Source organism: Kitasatospora sp. NPDC002551 (assembly GCF_040296005.1).
GTDB lineage: Bacteria > Actinomycetota > Actinomycetes > Streptomycetales > Streptomycetaceae > Kitasatospora.
Genome location: NZ_JBEOWI010000015.1, coordinates 20688 through 39208, shown reverse-complemented (window position 1 = coordinate 39208; position 18521 = coordinate 20688). Strand labels below are relative to the sequence as shown.

Annotated in this window: 14 protein-coding genes; 4 read left to right on the top strand and 10 right to left on the bottom strand. The window is 71.9% G+C overall.

Annotation, left to right across the window (positions count from 1 at the left end):
- Positions 1-2: 2 nt before the first annotated feature.
- Positions 3-1934: an RNA polymerase sigma factor gene (locus ABT093_RS15735; RefSeq protein ID WP_350564485.1), complete on the bottom strand. Its 1932-nt coding sequence runs from the start codon at positions 1932-1934 to the stop codon at positions 3-5.
- A gap of 171 nt (positions 1935-2105) precedes the next feature.
- Here ABT093_RS15735 and radA point away from each other — a divergent pair, with 171 nt between their 5' ends.
- Together radA and disA are read left to right on the top strand one after the other, a co-directional pair.
- On the top strand, positions 2106-3605 hold the full coding sequence (radA, locus tag ABT093_RS15730; RefSeq protein WP_350564483.1) for a DNA repair protein RadA: 1500 nt from the start codon (positions 2106-2108) through the stop codon (positions 3603-3605).
- A 189-nt stretch (positions 3606-3794) separates the two neighbouring features.
- Positions 3795-4853, top strand: a complete 1059-nt coding sequence (disA, locus tag ABT093_RS15725; protein ID WP_344345239.1) for a DNA integrity scanning diadenylate cyclase DisA — start codon at positions 3795-3797, stop codon at positions 4851-4853.
- Between the two features lie 96 nt (positions 4854-4949).
- On the opposite strand, the gene ABT093_RS15720 is transcribed toward disA, so the two are convergent.
- Positions 4950-5846: a hypothetical protein gene (locus ABT093_RS15720; RefSeq protein WP_350564481.1), complete on the bottom strand. Its 897-nt coding sequence runs from the start codon at positions 5844-5846 to the stop codon at positions 4950-4952.
- 182 nt (positions 5847-6028) lie between these two features.
- Here ABT093_RS15720 and ABT093_RS15715 point away from each other — a divergent pair, with 182 nt between their 5' ends.
- Positions 6029-7000 (top strand): HhH-GPD family protein, encoded by a 972-nt coding sequence (locus tag ABT093_RS15715; protein WP_350564479.1) that lies wholly within the window; start codon positions 6029-6031, stop codon positions 6998-7000.
- A gap of 109 nt (positions 7001-7109) precedes the next feature.
- Here the strand turns inward: ABT093_RS15715 and ABT093_RS15710 are convergent, their stop codons facing one another.
- Complete coding sequence (locus ABT093_RS15710) at positions 7110-8732, bottom strand: MDR family MFS transporter (protein WP_350564478.1); 1623 nt, start codon at positions 8730-8732, stop codon at positions 7110-7112.
- A 256-nt stretch (positions 8733-8988) separates the two neighbouring features.
- Here ABT093_RS15710 and ABT093_RS15705 point away from each other — a divergent pair, with 256 nt between their 5' ends.
- Positions 8989-9645, top strand: coding sequence for a TetR/AcrR family transcriptional regulator (locus ABT093_RS15705; protein WP_350564476.1), 657 nt, complete (start codon positions 8989-8991; stop codon positions 9643-9645).
- 37 nt (positions 9646-9682) lie between these two features.
- Here ABT093_RS15705 and ABT093_RS15700 read toward each other — a convergent pair whose 3' ends face one another.
- The 7 genes from ABT093_RS15700 to ABT093_RS15670 form a co-directional block, all read right to left on the bottom strand.
- Positions 9683-10546: a M23 family metallopeptidase gene (locus tag ABT093_RS15700; protein WP_350564474.1), complete on the bottom strand. Its 864-nt coding sequence runs from the start codon at positions 10544-10546 to the stop codon at positions 9683-9685.
- 413 nt (positions 10547-10959) lie between these two features.
- Positions 10960-13308: an immune inhibitor A domain-containing protein gene (locus ABT093_RS15695; RefSeq protein ID WP_350564472.1), complete on the bottom strand. Its 2349-nt coding sequence runs from the start codon at positions 13306-13308 to the stop codon at positions 10960-10962.
- Positions 13309-13659: 351 nt separating this feature from the next.
- Entirely contained in the window at positions 13660-16179 is a 2520-nt protein-coding gene (locus ABT093_RS15690; RefSeq protein WP_350564470.1) for an ATP-dependent Clp protease ATP-binding subunit, read from the bottom strand.
- Between the two features lie 673 nt (positions 16180-16852).
- Positions 16853-17203: a histone-like nucleoid-structuring protein Lsr2 gene (locus tag ABT093_RS15685; protein ID WP_350564468.1), complete on the bottom strand. Its 351-nt coding sequence runs from the start codon at positions 17201-17203 to the stop codon at positions 16853-16855.
- A gap of 91 nt (positions 17204-17294) precedes the next feature.
- Positions 17295-17831 (bottom strand): amino-acid N-acetyltransferase, encoded by a 537-nt coding sequence (locus ABT093_RS15680; RefSeq protein WP_350564466.1) that lies wholly within the window; start codon positions 17829-17831, stop codon positions 17295-17297.
- Positions 17832-17840: 9 nt separating this feature from the next.
- On the bottom strand, positions 17841-18278 hold the full coding sequence (locus tag ABT093_RS15675) for a BlaI/MecI/CopY family transcriptional regulator (RefSeq protein WP_350564464.1): 438 nt from the start codon (positions 18276-18278) through the stop codon (positions 17841-17843).
- 117 nt (positions 18279-18395) lie between these two features.
- Positions 18396-18518: a hypothetical protein gene (locus ABT093_RS15670; RefSeq protein ID WP_350564463.1), complete on the bottom strand. Its 123-nt coding sequence runs from the start codon at positions 18516-18518 to the stop codon at positions 18396-18398.
- Between the last annotated feature and the right edge of the window lie 3 nt (positions 18519-18521).

The following is an 18521-nucleotide window of genomic DNA, read 5'->3' as shown; positions in this document are numbered from 1 at the left end:
GCTCAGTGCGGTGCGGGGCTCGCGGGGCCCTCGGCGGTGCCGGACGGGCTCGGGCCCGGGGAGGCCGGAGCCGTCGGCCCGGTGCTCGGTGTGGCGCTCGGCGTCGGGGAGGCGCTCGGCGTCGTGCCCGGGGTGCCCGGAGTGCCCGGAGTGCCCGGGGTGCCCGTCGCGCTCGGGGCGGTCGTGGGCGTCGGGGTGGCGGACGGGGCCGGGGCGCCGCCGGTGGGGGTGCCGCTCGGGGCGGGGGTCGGTCCGGCCGTGGACGGGCCGACCGGGGACGGCGTGGCGCCGCCGCGGTGCTGCGGCCCGCCCTCCAGGGTGACCACCGCCTGGGAGGGCGGCAGCGCGATCCGGGCGGTCCAGCGGGTCGCGGGGGCGAGGTCCTCGTCGACGTTGGCGATCACGGTGATCCGCTGCCCGGGCGCGAGGGTGCCCGCGTCGCGGCTGAGCCGCAGCCAGGGCGCGTCCACGACGGCGTACCAGTGGATGTCGGTGCCGCCGGAGTTGGTGAGGGTGAGCACCGTGCGGCTGCCGTACTCGCCCGCCTCGACGGTCAGCAGGCCGGACGGCGACGCGCCCGCCCCCGGTGTGCCGACGGGGGCGGTCGGTGCCGCGATCAGGGCGGGGCTGCCGAGCGGCGCCGCACCGTACGCCGGGACCGGGACCAGCGGTCCCTGGATCCCTGGCTGCAACGTTTCTGCAGTGAGCGGCCGTGCTCCGGCCAGCTCCATCCCGGCCACCGCCGGACCGGATCCGCGGTGGGCCCCGCCGAGCGCCCCGATCGCGGCACCGACCGCCCCGGCGGTCCCCACGGACCCGCCCGGACCACCCGGACCGTCCGGGCCACCCGCGGGGTCGGCGTCCCGGCCTCCGGCCGGACGGTCCTCCTCGACCCGGACCGAGGAGACCGCCGCCGTCCCGGGCCCGCCGCCGCCCCGGTGCCCGGCCCACAGCGCGACGACCGGCGCGGCCAGGACGGCGGCCAGCACCCCGGTGGTCACCACCCGCCGCCGCACCGTCGGCCCCCGTCCGGCCTCCGGCGCCCGGTGCCGGGGGAACCCGCCCTGGTCGAAGCGGAGCCCGGGCTCGGTCACCGGCCCCGGCGCTCCCGCCCGCCGTCCGGCACGCTCCCGAGCCGCCGGGGGCGGGTGCGGGAGCGGCGGGCGCGTGCCGTGCAGGTACGCGACGGGCCGGGCCGGGAGCCGGGCGCCCCCGGGCGGCGCGGCGATCACCGGCAGCCCGGACAGCCCCGCCGCACCGTCCCGCGGCACCTCGTCCGCGATCCGCTCCGCCGTGCCCCGGCAGGTCGGGCAGTCCACCACGTGCCGCACCAGCTCCCGGCGCAGCGCGGGCCCGAGCACCCAGTCCCGCCAGCTCTCCGCTCCGGCGCCGCCGAGCCGGTCCAGCTCGGGACAGTTCCCGGCGCCGAGCACCAGCAGGGCGGCCCTGGTCCGGTCGACCTCGGCCCGAGCGGAGGCGAGCAGCACCCGGACCGTCTCGAAGGGCTGCCCCAGCACGGCGGCCACCTCGATCGGGGTGAGCCGGTGCCGGACGGACAGCTCCAGGGCCTCGCGCTGCTCGGGGTCGGTGCCGGCCGCCTCGGGCCAGGTCAGCGAGGCCAGTTCGCGCCGCCGCCGGACCGCCTCCGCCCCGTCGCCCCCCGCCCCGTCGCCTCCCGTTCCGCTGTTTCCCGCCCCGTCCGCCAGCCGCCGCAGGCAGCAGTACCGCGCCAGCGAGTACAGCCAGGCCCGGACCAGCCCGGGCTCGGCGAGCCGGCCGCCGTACCGCACCGCCAGCTCACGCACCTCCCGCAGGGCGGCCGCGGCGGCCTCGTGCTCGCACAGCACCGAGAGGCAGTAGGTGAAGAGGCCGTCCACCTGTCGCTCGTACGCCGCGAGGACGGCGTCGCGCGGCCCTTCCGTACTCGTCGTCACCCGTCCGACGGTAGAGAGCGCACCAGCCCCGTCCGGGGGATTCCGCCCGGTTGTACTTCTTTCGGGTAACAACATCGCCCATCCGTGTGGACCGGGACCGCCGCCCCGTGCTGCCGCCCCGCGCCGGGCGGTCGCCTCCGCACTGTCGGACCCAGGCGCTACGGTGACCGCATGGCTGCCCGTACCAAGACCACCGCCAAGCCCCGCCCGGCCTACCGCTGCACCGAGTGCGGCAACCAGCTGCCCAAGTGGGTCGGCCGCTGCCCGGAGTGCAACGCCTGGGGCACGGTCGAGGAGTACGGCGCGGTGCCGATCCGCACCACCGCCGCCGGGCCGGTCAGCGCGCCCGCCCGCCCGATCGCCCAGGTGGACGGCCAGGTGGCGACGGCGCGCTCCACCGGCGTGCCCGAGCTGGACCGGGTGCTCGGCGGCGGCCTGGTCCCCGGCGCCGTGGTGCTGCTGGCGGGCGAGCCCGGCGTCGGCAAGTCCACCCTGCTGCTGGACGTCGCCGCCAAGGCGGCGAGCGACCGGCACCGCACCCTCTACGTCACCGGCGAGGAGTCGGCCGGCCAGGTCCGGCTGCGCGCCGACCGGATCAACGCGCTCTCCGAGCACCTCTACCTGGCCGCCGAGTCCGACCTCGGCGCCGTCCTCGGCCACATCGAGGCGGTCGGCCCCGGCCTGCTGATCCTCGACTCGGTGCAGACCATCGCCTCCGCCGAGCTGGACGGCGCCCCCGGCGGCCCGGCCCAGGTCCGCGAGGTGGCGAACGCGCTGATCCGGGCCTCCAAGGATCGCGGCATGGCCACCCTGCTGGTCGGCCACGTCACCAAGGACGGCCAGATCGCCGGTCCCCGCCTGCTGGAGCACCTGGTGGACGTGGTGCTGAGCTTCGAGGGGGACCGTCACGCCCGGCTGCGGCTCATCCGCGGGGTCAAGAACCGCTACGGCGCGACCGACGAGGTCGGCTGCTTCGAGCTGCACGACGAGGGCATCGCCGGCCTGGCCGACCCGTCCGGCCTCTTCCTGACCAGGCGTGACAAGCCGGTGCCCGGCACCTGCCTGACCGTCACCCTGGAGGGCAAGCGGCCGCTGGTGGCCGAGGTGCAGGCGCTGATGGTGGACTCCCAGATCCCCTCGCCGCGGCGGACGACCTCCGGTCTGGAGTCGCCCCGGATCGCGATGATCCTGGCCGTGGTCGAGCGGCACGGCGGGGTGAAGCTGGGCAAGCAGGACATCTACACCGCCACCGTCGGCGGGGTGAAGCTCTCCGAGCCCTCGGCGGACCTCGCGGTGGCGCTCGCGGTGGCCAGCTCCTCCTCGGACACCCCGCTGCCCAGCAACCTGGTCGCGATCGGCGAGGTCGGCCTGGCCGGCGAGGTACGGCGGGTGACGGGTGTGCAGCGGCGGCTGGCCGAGGCGCACCGGCTGGGCTTCACCCACGCGCTCGTCCCGCCGGACCCGGGCAAGGTCCCGCCGGGCATGAAGGTGGTCGAGGTGGCGGACATCGGCGAGGCGCTGCGGGCGATCCCGGGCCGCCGCCGGGCCGCCGCCAAGCCGAGGAGTGAGGCACCGTCGGCCCCGCCGGCACCCCGCGCGCCCCGCCCGGCGGCCCACCCGGAGGAGCTCATGGACGGGTGGGAGCCGCTCGACTCCGACGAACTGCGCTGACCCAAGCCCTGTCGTTGCCGCACGCAGTTAGACTTTCCCCTGTCTCATTGGTGATAAGGCAGTACTAAGCGACAGAGCAACAGACCGTAGGCCGGCGCCCCGCGCGAGGGCACGCGGTACGGGGTCGACCGGAGGAGTCACGTGGCAGCCAGCGACCGGGCGGACAAGTCCTCCCGCGAGGAGGCCCTGCTGCGGGCCTCCCTCACCGCCATCGCCCCCGGCACCGCGCTGCGCGACGGCCTGGAGCGGGTGCTCCGGGCCAACACCGGCGGCCTGATCGTGCTCGGTTTCGACAAGACCGTCGAGTCGCTCTGTACCGGCGGCTTCGTGCTCGACGTCGAGTTCACCGCGACCCGGCTGCGCGAGCTGTGCAAGCTCGACGGCGCCGTGGTGCTGGACAAGGACATCACCAAGATCGTCCGGGCCGGCGTCCACCTGATGCCGGACTCCACCATCCCGACCGACGAGACCGGCACCCGGCACCGCACCGCCGAGCGGGTCAACCGGCAGACCGGCTTCCCGGTGGTCGCGGTCTCGCACTCGATGCGGCTGATCGCCATGTACGTCAACGGCACCCGCCGGGTGCTGGAGGACTCCACCACCGTGCTGTCCCGCGCCAACCAGGCGCTGGCCACCCTGGAGCGCTACAAGCTGCGCCTGGACGAGGTGGCCGGCACGCTCTCCGCCCTGGAGATCGAGGACCTGGTGACGGTCCGGGACGTCACCGCCGTCGCGCAGCGGCTGGAGATGGTCCGGCTGATCGCCACCGAGATCGCCGGCTACGTGCTGGAGCTCGGCATCGACGGCCGGCTGCTCTCGCTCCAGCTGGACGAGCTGATCGCGGGCGTGGAGCCGGAGCGCGAACTGGTCGCCCGGGACTACTTCCCGGAGCGCGCCGCCAAGAAGGGCCGGACCGTCACCGAGGTGCTGGCCGACCTGGAGGCGCTCACCCACGCCGAGCTGCTGGACCTGCAGACGGTGGCCAAGGCGCTCGGCTACTCGGGCTCGCCGGAGTCGCTGGACTCGGCGGTCTCGCCGCGCGGCTACCGGCTGCTGGCCAAGATCCCGCGCCTGCCCAACACGGTGATAGAGCGCCTGGTGGAGCACTTCGGCGGCCTGCAGAAGCTGCTGGCCGCGAGCATCGACGACCTGCAGACGGTCGAGGGCGTCGGCGAGACCCGGGCCCGTTCGGTCCGCGAGGGGCTCTCCCGGCTCGCCGAGTCGTCCATCCTGGAGCGCTACGTCTGAGCCGATCCCGACGCCGGAGCAGCCGCCGGCGACGGACGACGAAGCCCGGACCGCCTGAGCGGTCCGGGCTTCGTGCTGTCGTGCGGTGAGGGACGCTCAGTTCTCCAGCCGGATCGACGAGCGGGCCGAGGCCTGGCCGCCGGAGAGGCCGGTGAGGTCGGCGACCACCAGGTAGGTGCCGGCCGGGGCGGGCGCCGGGTCGGCGGTGGCGCACTGCGGCTTGCTGCGGACCCGGTCCCAGGTGAAGGTCTCGGTCAGCCCGCCGTTGGCCGGCAGCTGGACCCAGCTGCTGTTCCTGTCGGCCGGGCAGTCGCCGGAGGACCAGATGCGCTCGCCGTTGCTGGCGGTCACGGTGATCGCCGAGGCGGTCCGGCCCAGGTCCAGCCGGCAGGTGGTGCCGGAGGAGTTGTTGATGGTCAGCGCCAGTTTGGGCTTGTCCTTGGGCTGGTAGGCGTTCTGGGCGCCGGCCAGATTGAGCGTCACCTGCGAGGAGGCGCAGACCGGCAGGGCCATGACCTCGGGGGTGTTCACCGGGGGCGGGCCGCCGGTGCCGCCACCGCCGGTACCCCCTCCGGTGCCGCCGCCGGCACTGCCGCTCGCGCCGCCGGTCCCGCCGCCCGCCGCCGCTCCGCCGGTCGCCGGCGCCGGGTTGGCGCCGCCGCCGGTGGTACCGCCGGTGCTGAGGCTGACGTCGCCGCCGCCGGAGCCGCCCACGGCACCGCCGGAGGCACTGCCGCCGCCGGGGCGGGAGTTGTTGACCGGCCCGGTCGGCGAGGCGCCCGGCGTGATCGCCTGGGCGGGCGTCTGGCTCTGCGACTGGGACGGTGCGGCCTGCGCGGCCTTCTCCTGCGGGCCGTCACCACCCCCGCCCTGATCGGTCATCAGCCAGATGACGAGGGCGGCGACCGCGACGACGGCGACGAGCACGACGATGCGCCGACGCCAGTAGATCGAGGCCGGCAGCGGTCCTACGGGTTGACGCAGAGAGGGCACGCCCAAACTCTACGAGACAGTGTGTGTCCCTTGACGCACCAACACCGCACAGTCACCCCTTCCTTCACATGATCCGCCATTTGCGCCGTTCGAGGGAGGCTGAATGGGGTGTTTTGCGCCGCTTGGCGGAATCCCGTGATCCGCTTCGGCTCCCGCCCCGGGCGTGGGAGGATCGAAGGGCCATGGCTGTTAACACCGTCACCCCCGCCGTCCCCGCCCCCGTGAGCCCAGCGAGCCCAGCGACCCCCGTGGGCCCCGCCGGGGCGCCGAAGCTCGGACTGCCGCTGCCCGTCCTGCACACGACCGTCCTCGACTGGTACGAGGCCAACGCCCGCGACCTCCCCTGGCGCACCCCGGACGCCTCGCCGTGGGCCGTGATGGTCAGCGAGTTCATGCTCCAGCAGACCCCGGTCAAGCGCGTCCTGCCCGCCTGGGAGGCCTGGATGGAGCGCTGGCCCACCCCCGCCGCCCTGGCCGCCGAGGCTCCCGGCGAGGCCGTCCGGCTGTGGGGCCGGCTGGGCTACCCGCGCCGGGCGCTGCGCCTGCACGCGGCCGCCGTGGCGATCACCGAGGAACACGGCGGCGAGGTCCCGGACGACCACGCGACGCTGCTCTCGCTGCCCGGCGTCGGCGAGTACACCGCGGCGGCGGTGGCCTCCTTCGCCTTCCGCCAGCGGCACGTGGTGCTGGACACCAACGTCCGCCGGGTGTTCGCCCGCGCGGTGACCGGGGTGGAGTACCCGGCGCAGGCCACCACGGCGGCCGAGCGGCGGACGGCGACCGCGCTGCTGCCCGAGGCCGCCGGCACCGCCGCGACCTGGGCGGTGGCCGTGATGGAGCTGGGCGCACTGGTCTGCACGGCCCGCGGCCCGGAGTGCGGGGACTGCCCGCTGTTCACCTCCTGCGCCTGGCAGCGGGCCGGCCGCCCGCCGTACGAGGGCCCTGCCCGGCGCGGCCAGTCGTACGAGGGCACCGACCGGCAGGTGCGCGGCAAGCTGCTCGCGGTGCTCCGCGAGGCGCACGGCGGGGTGCCGCGGGCCCGGCTCGACGCGGTCTGGCCGGACGCCGTGCAGCGGGCCCGCGCGCTGGACGGACTGGTCGCCGACGGACTGGTCGAACCGGTCGAGCAGGGCGTCTACCGGCTGCCCCAGTAGCCCGGGCCGCCCCGGCCGCCACCCCGGCCGCCTCTCCGGCCGTCACCCCGGACACGCGAGGGCCCCCGCCCGCCGAGTCGGCGGACGGGGGCCCCGGTGCGTTCCGGCGTCAGATCGCGACGGCCTCGACGTTGTCGGCCGCGGCGCCCTTCTTGCCCTCGCCGCCCTCGGCCGGCGGGGTGCCCGCCCCGCGCAGCGGCACCTCGCGCATGAAGACCGCGGCGGCGACCGCGATCACCGCGACGGCGGCGCCCCAGAGGAAGACGGTGTGCATGCCGTTGGCCACCGCGTGGTGGTAGGCGTCCTGGACCGGCGCCGGCAGCGCCTTCAGCGCGGCCGGGCTCAGCTGCGCCGGGTCGCCGCCCTGCGAGCCGCCCGCCCCGGCGGCCGAACCGAGCCGCTCGTTCATCGTCTCGGTGACCCGGCTGTTGAACAGCGCGCCGAACAGCGCCACACCGAACGAGCCGCCGATGGTGCGGAACAGGGTGGCGGTGGAGCTGGCCACGCCCATGTCCTTGAGCTCGACGCTGTTCTGCGCGACCAGCATGGTGATCTGCATCAGGAAGCCCATGCCGGCACCGAGCACCACCATCCAGCAGGCGGAGGCGAAGCCCGAGGTGCCGGTGGACAGGGTGGAGAGCAGCAGCATGCCGGCGGTCATCACCACGGTGCCGATGATCGGGTAGATCCGGTACTTGCCGGTCTTGGTCACCGCCTGGCCGACCACCAGCGAGATCACCAGCATGCCGAACATCATCGGCATCAGCAGCAGGCCGGAGTTGGTCGCCGAGGCGCCCTGCACGGTCTGCTGGTAGAGCGGCAGGAAGACGGTCGAGCCGAACATCACGAAGCCGACCACGAAGCCGATGATCGAGACCAGGGTGAAGTTGAGGTTCCGGAACAGCGACAGCGGAAGCATCGGCTCCTCGACCCGCTGCTCGACGTAGCAGAAGCCGATCAGGGTGGCCGCGGCCAGCGCGGCCAGGCCGAGGATCTGCTTCGAGCCCCAGGCGTACTCCTGCCCGCCCCAGGTGGTGATCAGGGTGAGCGCGGTGATGCCGGTGGTGAGCAGCAGCGCGCCGAGGTAGTCGATCCGGGCCTTGCTGCGGACCTTCGGCAGCTTCAGCGTGACCACGACGACGGCGAGCGCGACGGCGCCGAGCGGCAGGTTGATGTAGAAGGTCCAGCGCCAGTTCAGGTGGTCGGTGATGAAGCCGCCGACCAGCGGACCGCCGATGGTGGCGAGGGCCATCACCGCGGCGAACATGCCCTGGTACTTGCCGCGGTCGCGCGGCGGGACGAGCGCACCCATGATCGACATCACGCCGACCATCAGACCGCCGGCGCCCAGGCCCTGCAGGGCGCGGAAGCCGATCAGCTCGGTCATGTCCCGGGAGAGGCCGGAGAGCGCCGAGCCGGCCAGGAAGATCACGATCGAGGTGAGGAAGGTGCCCTTGCGGCCGTAGAGGTCGCCGAGCTTGCCCCAGATCGGGGTGGAGGCGGCGGTCGCCAGGGTGTACGAGGTGACCACCCACGACAGGTGCTCGGCGCCGCCGAGCTCGCCGACGATGGTCGGCATCGCGGTGCCGACGATCAGGCCGTCGAGCATCGCGAGCAGCATGGTGACCACCAGGCCGATCATGACCAGGCGGATCTCACGGGCCGAGCGGGGCTGTTCCTCCTCGGCCGGTTTCTTCTCGGGGGAGCCGGTGTCGGCCTTGGGGTGTGACATGGGTGGGTGTCTCCCGGAACAGGACGTCGGGCGACCGGCGCGGCCTGCGGGGGCCTCCTTACTTGTCGCCCGGCTAGTTTGTGGACCGTCGGCACGGTAGGTTGTTCACTAGCCGGTCGTCAAGCCAGTTTTTCGGCGGGCGCGCCGGGCAGGGAGAATGAACGAAAAAGCGGTCGCCGGTCAGGTGCCCGTCGCTACGCCGCGGCGGTCGTCGGCCGGCGCGGAGACCGAACCACGACGCAGTCAGAGGCAGGCGATGGGCACGACGCACAGCCCCCGCAGCGACACCCGGGCGCGCATCGTCGCCGTCGCTCTGGAGCTCTTCTCCGAGCACGGCTACGAGCGCACCTCGCTGCGGGAGATCGCCGACCGCCTCGGCGTCACCAAGGCGGCGCTCTACTACCACTTCAAGACCAAGGAAGACATCGTCCAGGGCATCGTGACGGCCACCGCCGCGCCGATCCACGAGCTCATCGCCTGGGGGCGCGAGCAGACCTGGACGCCCGACGTCCGGGACGAGCTGATCCGCCGGTTCGCGGCCGGGATGTCCGAGCGGGCGCCGCTGCTGCGCTTCTTCCAGGAGAACCAGCCCGCGCTGCGCGACCTGCAGGCCGGGCGGGAGTTCCGGGACAGCATGATCGCGCTGGTCCGGCTGGTGCACGGTCCGGAGGCGAGCTTCGAGGACCGGCTGCGCGCGGCGATGTCCCTGTTCACCATCAACTCCGCCCTCTTCCTGCTGCACCAGGACAAGCGGCCCGAGGACAAGCGGCCCGAGGACAAGCGGCCCGAGGCCGAGTGCCCGGCCGGCGGGACGCGGGTCGCGGAGCCCACCCGGGAGGAGGCGGTCGAGGCCGCCCAGCACGTCGCGCTGGAGATCTGCCGGCTGATCGGCAGGCCCGCGCCGACGGACTGAGCGTCCGGGGGAGGCGGCGGGTCCCCCGGACGGGGGATCAGAAGTCGGTGACCCCGTGCCCGGACAGGTAGGCGATCGGGTTGATCACCCTGCCGTACTGGTTGGCCGAGCGGATCTCGAAGTGAAGGTGCGGACCGGTCGAGTTGCCGGTGTTGCCGGAGCGGCCGATCTGCTGCCCGGCCGCGACGCGCTGGCCCGCCGAGACCGACAGCGAGGACATGTGGGCGTACTGGGCGTACCGGCCGTCCGCCAGCCGCAGGACGACCTCCTTGCCGTACGCGCCGTCCCAGCCGGCCGACACCACGGTGGCGTTGCCGACCGCGAGCAGCGGGGTGCCCTGGGGGACCGCGAAGTCCACGCCGGTGTGGTACCCGGCCGCGTAGTGCGGGTTGCGCACGCCGTAGGGGTTGCTGGTCGGCGCGCCCGGGACCGGCGCGGACCACTGCGGGGCGGGCGCCGGGGCCGGGGTGGGCTCGGGTGCGGGCTCCGGGGCGGGGGTCGGCGCGGGCTCGACGGGCGCGGGCTCCGGCTGCGGCTGCGGCTGCGGCTCCGCGACGGGCGCCGGCACGGCGGCCTGCGCGGGCAGCAGGTTGGCCGCGACCGCCACGTACTCCTGGGCCGAGGCCTGCTCGGACGGCAGCGTGTACGGGCTCGGGCCCGCGACCTGGACCAGCACCGGAGCGTTCACCGCCCCGTGCGGCGCGGTGAACGCCGAGCTGCCGGGGGTGGTCGGGGCGATGGTCTGCGCCGAGGCGCTGCCCGTGGTGGTGAGGAGCAGGGCGCCGGTCAGCACGGCCGCACCGGCCGCGGCGGCGGTGGTGGAGTGGGTGCGGCCGGTCTGCCGGAGGAAGGAGTCGGCGAGCCGGCACAGGGCCGGCCCCAGAGGCGGGACGGAAGGCATCGGAGCTCGACCTCATGAACGTACGGGGGCAGCACGCTGAGCCGTTCGGGCGTGCTGAGCGGGGGACCACTCAGGTGTAACCGTCACCGAGCGGAGCCCCAAACCGTGTGACGTACTACGGCGTGTAGTCATCCTCGGCCCGTGAATTCAAACCGACGGAGTAACGATCATGCGGTCGGATCGTCCGTTCACGGGAAGGCGGCCGCCGAGCCTCGCCCGGTCGGGCTACTACCGCCGCTCGTACCGGTCCCGCGGCTTGTGAGCAGCACCACCCGCGGGGCGGGTTTGGAGCGCTCATGCCGGCCAGGAGGCGGAGCCGAGCAGAAGGAATCCGGCCCGCCCCCGCGGGTGCGGGAGCGGGCCGGATCGGCTCAGCGGTGCCTGGTCATGGACCGGGCGTCAGAGCCGGTCGATCAGTTGTCGACCGGGCGGACGCGGATCCAGGTCTCCAGGTAGTTCGAGGACTCGTTCTCGACCTCGATGCTGGTGCCCGTCTTCGGGACGATGACGCTGCTGTACGGGTTGTCCTTCGACCAGTACGACTTCAGGTCGGAGAACTCGTCGACACCCTTGGCCCGCGGGACGACCGTCTCGACGCCGGCGCGGTGCAGGGTCAGGGAGTCGGTCTTGCGGGAGCCGAAGGTGGAGTCGTAGCCGTTGATGCGCGGGCGCATCAGCGTGCCGTCCTTCCACTTCAGCGGGCTCGGGTGCGAGTCGACCGGCAGGATCAGACCCTGGCCCGGGTGGTTGGTGACGTTGTTGTCACTCTGCGACTCGTCCCAGTACCAGATCAGCAGACCGGGCTGGTACGGGTAGTGCTCGACCCAGAGCGGCTTGTCGGCGAAGCCGAAGTTGTACGGGCCGACCTTGAGGGTGCGGTCGTACGAGACGTACTGGCGGTTCTCCGCGATGTAGTACTGGTTGTAGTCCTTGGTGAAGGACCCGGTGGTGCGGGAGAAGCCCTTGGCGGTCCAGCCGTTGTCGCCGTTCTCGGCGCCGTCGGTGAACACGGTGGCGCCGTCGGCGGTCACCGCGAGCTCGTCCAGGGCCAGGCCCTTGAGGTGCAGGCCGCCGTCGGTGACGTAGCGGAAGCGGACCTTGACGGCCTTGCCGGCGTAGGCGTCCAGCGGGAGGACGAGGTCGCCCCACTTGTCGCCCGAGTTGCCGGTCAGCGAGGCGTTGCCCGAGGGGTCCTTCGGCAGCGCGACGCCGTTGAAGGTGCCGTTCAGGGCGGTCCAGGTGGTGCCACCGTCGGCGGAGACCTCGGCGTAGCCGTAGTCGAAGTCCTGCTCGATGTCGTACCAGGCCTTGGCCGACAGGGAGCCCGAGGTCTTGCCGGTCAGGTCGACGTCACGGGTCAGCGAGACGTTCAGGTCGTCCGCGCTGCCGCTCCACCACTCGTTGGCGCCCGCGTAGGGCTTGTTGACGGTGGTGGTGACGGACTTCTTCGGCAGGTCGACGACGAGCGCCTGCGGGAGCTTGCTGTTGTACTCCGCCGGGCCGATGTGGTGGGTCGACTCGGTGCCGGCCTTGGCCTTGTCGTACTTCAGCCAGCCGAGCTGGAGCTTGCTCCAGGCGTCGAGGTCGTTCGGCATGTCGCCGATCGAGTTCTTGCCCTCGCCCAGCCAGGAGCCCGACGACATCAGCGACCAGAAGCCGACCGAGTTGTCGATGCCGCTGCCGGAGGTGTCGTAGAGGTCCGGCAGACCGAGGTCGTGGCCGTACTCGTGGGCGAAGACACCGAGGCCGCCGTTCTCGGGCTGCATGGTGTAGTCGCCGACCCAGACGCCGGTGCCGCCGACCGGGGTGCCGCCCAGCTTGTTGTCGGCCGGACCGGTGGAGCCGGCGCCGGTGCCGTAGACGTACGAACGGTGGGCCCACAGGGCGTCAGTACCCTGCTTGCCGCCGCCCGCCGACTGGTCCTCACCGGCGTGCACGATCTGGAAGTGGTCGATGTAACCGTCCGGCTCGTTGAAGTTGCCGTTGTGGTTGAAGTCGTACCGGTCCCACTGGTCGTACTGCGCGATGGTGGCCTTGATCTGCTCGTCCGTCTGGCCCTTGGCCTTCTGGTCGGCGACCCAGGTGTCGATCGCGTCGCGGATCAGGTCCTGCGCGTTGGCGCAGACGTGCTGGCCGCAGTAGTCCGAGCCGTAGCGGGCCTCGTTGTACTTGACCTTCACCCAGTCGGTGACCTGACCGTCCACCGAGTAGCGGCCCGAGGACTGCTTCTCGTAGTAGGTCTTCAGCGAGTCCTGGGTCTTGCTGAAGTACAGGTCCTGGTAGTGCTGCTGGTTGTAGTCGGCCTGCCAGAGCGTCGAGTTGTTGGTGGCCGCGTCGGGCTTCTCGATCTGGTTGCGCTGCGGGCCGGGGGTGCCGCCGTACTTGATCTTGCCGTCCGGCGTTGTGGTGGTGTTGTCCACCTGGTCGCCGAACTCCACCAGGATGGTGAAGATCTTGTCCGTGCGCTCGCGGGCCAGCTCGACGTACTTGTCCTTGCCCAGCTTGATGCTGGAGCTGCCGCCGTGCTGCTCGACCTTGGCGGTGCCGGCGAGCAGCTGCTCGGTGGCGGCCTTCTGCTCGGCCTCGACCTTCTCGGTCAGCGGGCCCGGCAGGTTGTGCTCAGTGCTGGTCTGGACTGCGTCGGCCGGGTCCGTCGGAACGGGGGCGGAGCCGGCGGCGACGGCCGTGCCCGGCAGCAGCCCCGCGCCGAGCGCGGCTATGACCGCTGCGGCCGAGGCGACCGAAGCGGCTTTCCTGGTCATCTTCAACGTTGTGACGTCCTCCCCAAACCGTCCGGCTCTTGGCCTTCCGGTAAACCAATGAAAGACAGGTGGACGTCATTTGATCCAAGCGTGGACGGAAAAGATAGACCTTGACCGTGACATGGCTACAGCGCTATGCTCCGCGACTTCGTATCAGCTGACGCACTGTCAACAACATTGACATTAAAGATGACTGCACTTTGGGTCGCACCCGCACCGGCCCCCCATTCGGCCCCCCACCTGCCCCTTCGTGGGCCGGATCACACGTTCGGATCTGTTCCGGAAAACGGTTCGGGCCCCCGGCGCGAACGCCGGGGGCCCGAACTGTTTGCTGTTATCTGTTAAATGTTGCTACTTCGTCAGGTCGGGACCCGGCGAGGCGACGGCGGCCGGGGTGTCCGCGACCGCGGACTTCTCCTCGCCGCGGAAGGTGAACTTCGCGTCCTTGCCCTCGCCCTCGACCCCGACGACCACGATGTGGCCGGCCCGCAGCTCGCCGAAGAGGATCTTCTCGGAGAGGTGGTCCTCGATGTCGCGCTGGATGGTCCGGCGCAGCGGCCGGGCGCCCAGGATCGGGTCGTAGCCGCGCTTGGCCAGCAGCTTCTTGGCCTCGACGCTGAGTTCCAGGCCCATGTCCTTGTCCTTGAGCCGCTCGTCCACCTTGGCGATCATGAGGTCGACGATCTGGATGATGTCGTCCTCGGACAGCTGGTGGAAGACGACGATGTCGTCGACGCGGTTCAGGAACTCGGGGCGGAAGTGCTGCTTGAGCTCCTCGCCGACCTTCGCCTTCATCCGCTCGTACCCGGTCTGGGTGTCGCCCTGGGCCGCGAAGCCCAGGTTGAAGCCCTTGGAGATGTCCCGGGTGCCGAGGTTGGTCGTCATGATGATGACGGTGTTCTTGAAGTCGACCACGCGGCCCTGGGAGTCGGTCAGACGACCGTCCTCCAGGATCTGCAGCAGCGAGTTGAAGATGTCCGGGTGGGCCTTCTCCACCTCGTCGAAGAGGACGACGGAGAACGGCTTGCGGCGCACCTTCTCGGTCAGCTGGCCGCCCTCCTCGTAGCCCACGTAGCCGGGGGGCGAACCGAAGAGCCGGGAGACGGTGTGCTTCTCCGAGAACTCCGACATGTCGAGGGCGATCAGCGCGTCCTCGTCGCCGAAGAGGAACTCGGCGAGCGTCTTGGAGAGCTCGGTCTTACCGACGCCGGACGGGCCGGCGAAGATGAACGAGCCGCCGGGGCGCTTCGGGTCCTTGAGGCCCGCACGGGTGCGCCGGATGGCCTGGGAGAGCGCCTTGATGGCGTCCTTCTGGCCGATGACGCGCTTGTGCAGCTCGTCCTCCATGCGCAGCAGCCGGGAGGTCTCCTCCTCGGTCAGCTTGAAGACCGGGATGCCGGTGGCGGTGGCCAGGACCTCGGCGATGAGCTCCTCGTCGACCTCCGCGACGACGTCCATGTCGCCGGCCTTCCACTCCTTCTCGCGCTTGGCCTTGGCCTGCAGGAGCTGCTTCTCGTCGTCGCGCAGGGACGCGGCCTTCTCGAAGTCCTGCGCGTCGATCGCGCTCTCCTTCTCGCGGCGCACGTCGGCGATCTTCTCGTCGAACTCGCGCAGGTCCGGCGGCGCGGTCATCCGGCGGATGCGCATCCGGGAGCCGGCCTCGTCGATCAGGTCGATGGCCTTGTCCGGCAGGAAGCGGTCCGAGATGTACCGGTCGGCCAGGGTGGCGGCGGCGACCAGGGCGGCGTCCGTGATGGAGACCCGGTGGTGGGCCTCGTAGCGGTCGCGCAGGCCCTTGAGGATCTCGATGGTGTGCGGCAGCGACGGCTCGGCGACCTGGATCGGCTGGAAGCGGCGCTCCAGCGCGGCGTCCTTCTCCAGGTGCTTGCGGTACTCGTCGAGCGTGGTGGCACCGATGGTCTGCAGCTCACCGCGGGCCAGCATCGGCTTGAGGATCGAGGCGGCGTCGATGGCGCCCTCGGCGGCGCCCGCGCCGACCAGGGTGTGCAGCTCGTCGATGAACAGGATGATGTCGCCGCGGGTGCGGATCTCCTTGAGGACCTTCTTCAGGCGCTCCTCGAAGTCACCGCGGTAGCGGGAGCCGGCCACCAGGGCGCCCAGGTCCAGCGTGTAGAGCTGCTTGTCCTTGAGCGTCTCCGGGACCTCGCCCTTGACGATCGCCTGGGCCAGGCCCTCGACGACGGCGGTCTTGCCGACGCCGGGCTCACCGATCAGCACCGGGTTGTTCTTGGTGCGGCGGGACAGCACCTGCATGACCCGCTCGATCTCCTTCTCGCGCCCGATCACCGGGTCGAGCTTGGCCTCGCGGGCGGCCTGGGTGAGGTTGCGGCCGAACTGGTCGAGGACCAGCGAGGTCGACGGGGTGCCCTCGGCGGGCCCGCCGGCCGTGGCCGACTCCTTGCCGCCGGGGGTCTGGTAGCCGGAGAGCAGCTGGATGACCTGCTGGCGGACCCGGTTGAGGTCGGCGCCCAGCTTCACCAGGACCTGGGCGGCGACGCCCTCGCCCTCGCGGATCAGGCCGAGCAGGATGTGCTCGGTGCCGATGTAGTTGTGGCCGAGCTGCAGGGCCTCCCGGAGCGACAGCTCCAGGACCTTCTTCGCCCGGGGGGTGAAGGGAATGTGACCGGACGGGGCCTGCTGGCCCTGGCCGATGATCTCCTCGACCTGCTGGCGAACGGCCTCAAGAGAAATCCCGAGGCTCTCCAGGGCCTTAGCGGCGACACCCTCACCCTCGTGGATCAGACCCAGGAGGATGTGCTCGGTGCCGATGTAGTTGTGGTTGAGCATCCGGGCTTCTTCCTGAGCCAGGACGACAACCCGCCGCGCGCGGTCGGTGAACCTCTCGAACATCGTTTATCGCTCCTCAGAGCGGTCGGGCAGTTCGGGGTCCGTCCCCGCCCTGTCCTTCCGCATGCTAGTCCCGCTCAGCGGCGCGGCCCACGGATTCACTCCCTCGTAGGGGAGCGAGATGCTGCGCGACCAGCCGACACCAATCCCAACCCGGTGCTGGGAGACGGTGTTCCCGCACGCGGGCCGGATGCACCGGATACCGCTACGCCATCGGCGAACAACCTCCGCCGCGACGCTGCCGGTGGGTGGCCGACCGGTCACGCGTCCTGCCCCGGGCGGAGCCACGGACCCCGTCCCTCTGCATTCATACCCGGTATCGGGGCGGTTCTCGCGCAGTTTCCGCGGTGACGGTGTTCGCCTGGCGAGAAGTCGGGCCGCCGCTGACGGCGGATCAGTCGCGGCCGGGCGGCCGGTACGCCGCCCGGGCACCGTCCGCGGTGCCGTTCCGCCCTTACAGCGTCGCACAGGCCACGGCCGTCGCGCCGCCCGGACCGGACCCCGGCCCGCTGCCCGAACGGGCAGCCGGGGCCGTCCCGGGTTCGGCGGCCGGCCCCGTCCCGGGTGTGCGGCGCGGGGCGCGGAGGGGTTCCCTCCACGCCCCGCGCGTGTGCCGCGGACGCTCAAGCGGCCCCCGGAACCCCGCACCCGTCCCGGCGGCCGGGCGTCGCCCGGTTCAGGACGCGTTGGCCTTCTCGTAGGCCTCGCGCACGTTGCTGGGGACGCGGCCGCGGTCGTTGACCTCCAGGCCCTGCTCCTTGGCCCACGCGCGGATCTTCGCGGTGTCCGGGACGCTGCCGGACGGACGCGGGGCGGCGCCGCGGCCGGCCCGGCGGGTGCCGGCGAGGCGACCGCTCTGCTTGCGCCCCTTCTCGACGTACGGCGCCAGCAGACCGCGGAGCTTGTCCGCGTTGGCGCTCTTCAGGTCGATCTCGTAGGCAACGCCGTCGAGCGCGAACGTGACCGTCTCGTCCGCCGACCCGCCGTCGAGATCGTCTTCAAGAATGACCTGCACCCTCTGTGCCACGGGCTTCCCTTTCCGCTAAACGACCCATTGCCTAAGGAAAGGAAAGCGCCTTTCTCCGGAAAACACAAACCCCTGGCCGTCCGGGGGCGGCTCACAGGTGCAGCAGCATGCGCGAGTTGCCCAGTGTGTTGGGCTTCACCCGCTCCAGGTCGAGGAACTCGGCGACACCTTCATCGTACGAGCGGAGAAGTTCTTCATAGACATCCGTAGCGATCGCCGCCGGGTCTGTCGTACCATCATCGGTTTCCTGGAGCTCCCCGATCTCCACGAAACCGTGTTTCGCGAAGAAGGCGACCTCGAACGTCAAGCAGAAAATCCGACGGACGCCGAGCCAGCGGGCGGTCTGCAGCAGCTTCTCCAGCAGCAGGTGTCCCACTCCGTGACCGCGGCAGGACGGGTCGACGGCGAGGGTGCGGACCTCGGCGAGGTCCTCCCACATCACGTGCAGCGCGCCGCAGGCGACCACCGTCCCGTCGTCGTCGCGTTCCGCGACCCAGAACTCCTGCACCGATTCGAACAGTGTGACGGTGGGCTTGTCGAGCAGAATCCCGTCGCGCGAGTACGCGTCGACGAGCCCGCGTACGGCCCGCACGTCCGTGGTCCGCGCCCGGCGGATGGTGACCTCCATGGCGGGACGTTATCGTGCCGGCCCCGATCGGGTCTCCCCGGTATCCGGTCCGCTCTCCGGGGAATCCGGGGCGGCCGGATCGGACGGGGACAGAGCGGCCACCCGCAGGGCGTCCCGCAGTGCCTCCCGCTGCTCGGGCGACATCAGGCCGAAGAAGTGCACCAGGGCCGCGGCGGGATTGTCGCTCGTGGCCCACGCGTCGTTCATCAGGGTCGCCGTGTACGCCTCGCGCGAGGAGACCGGTTCATATCGATAGGCCCGCCCCGCGCGCTCGCGGCGGAGCCAGCCCTTTCTGTGCAGCTTGTCCAGGACGGTCATCACCGTGGTGTACGCGATATCGCGTTCCGACCGCAGATCCAGGAGAACCTCGCGAACCGTGACCGGTCGGTTCCACCGCCACACCCGGGTCATGATGGCGTTCTCAAGTTCGCCGAGTTGCCGGACCATAGTCCGGCCAGGATAGGGAGTGAATGGGGCAAATCTTGTGAAGTGCCGCCAAACCGGCGCGCCGCCACCCCCGGAATCCGGGAATGGCGGCGCGTGGTCTCGCGGGCGGCCGACGGGTCAGTCGACCGCGTCCTCCTTGGCCTTCTGGGCCCCGCCCTGGGTACGGATGATGGCCCGCACCAGGAAGCCGAAGCCGATCGCCATGACCAGCGGCGGGACGATCGCGCTGACGTAGTCCATCAG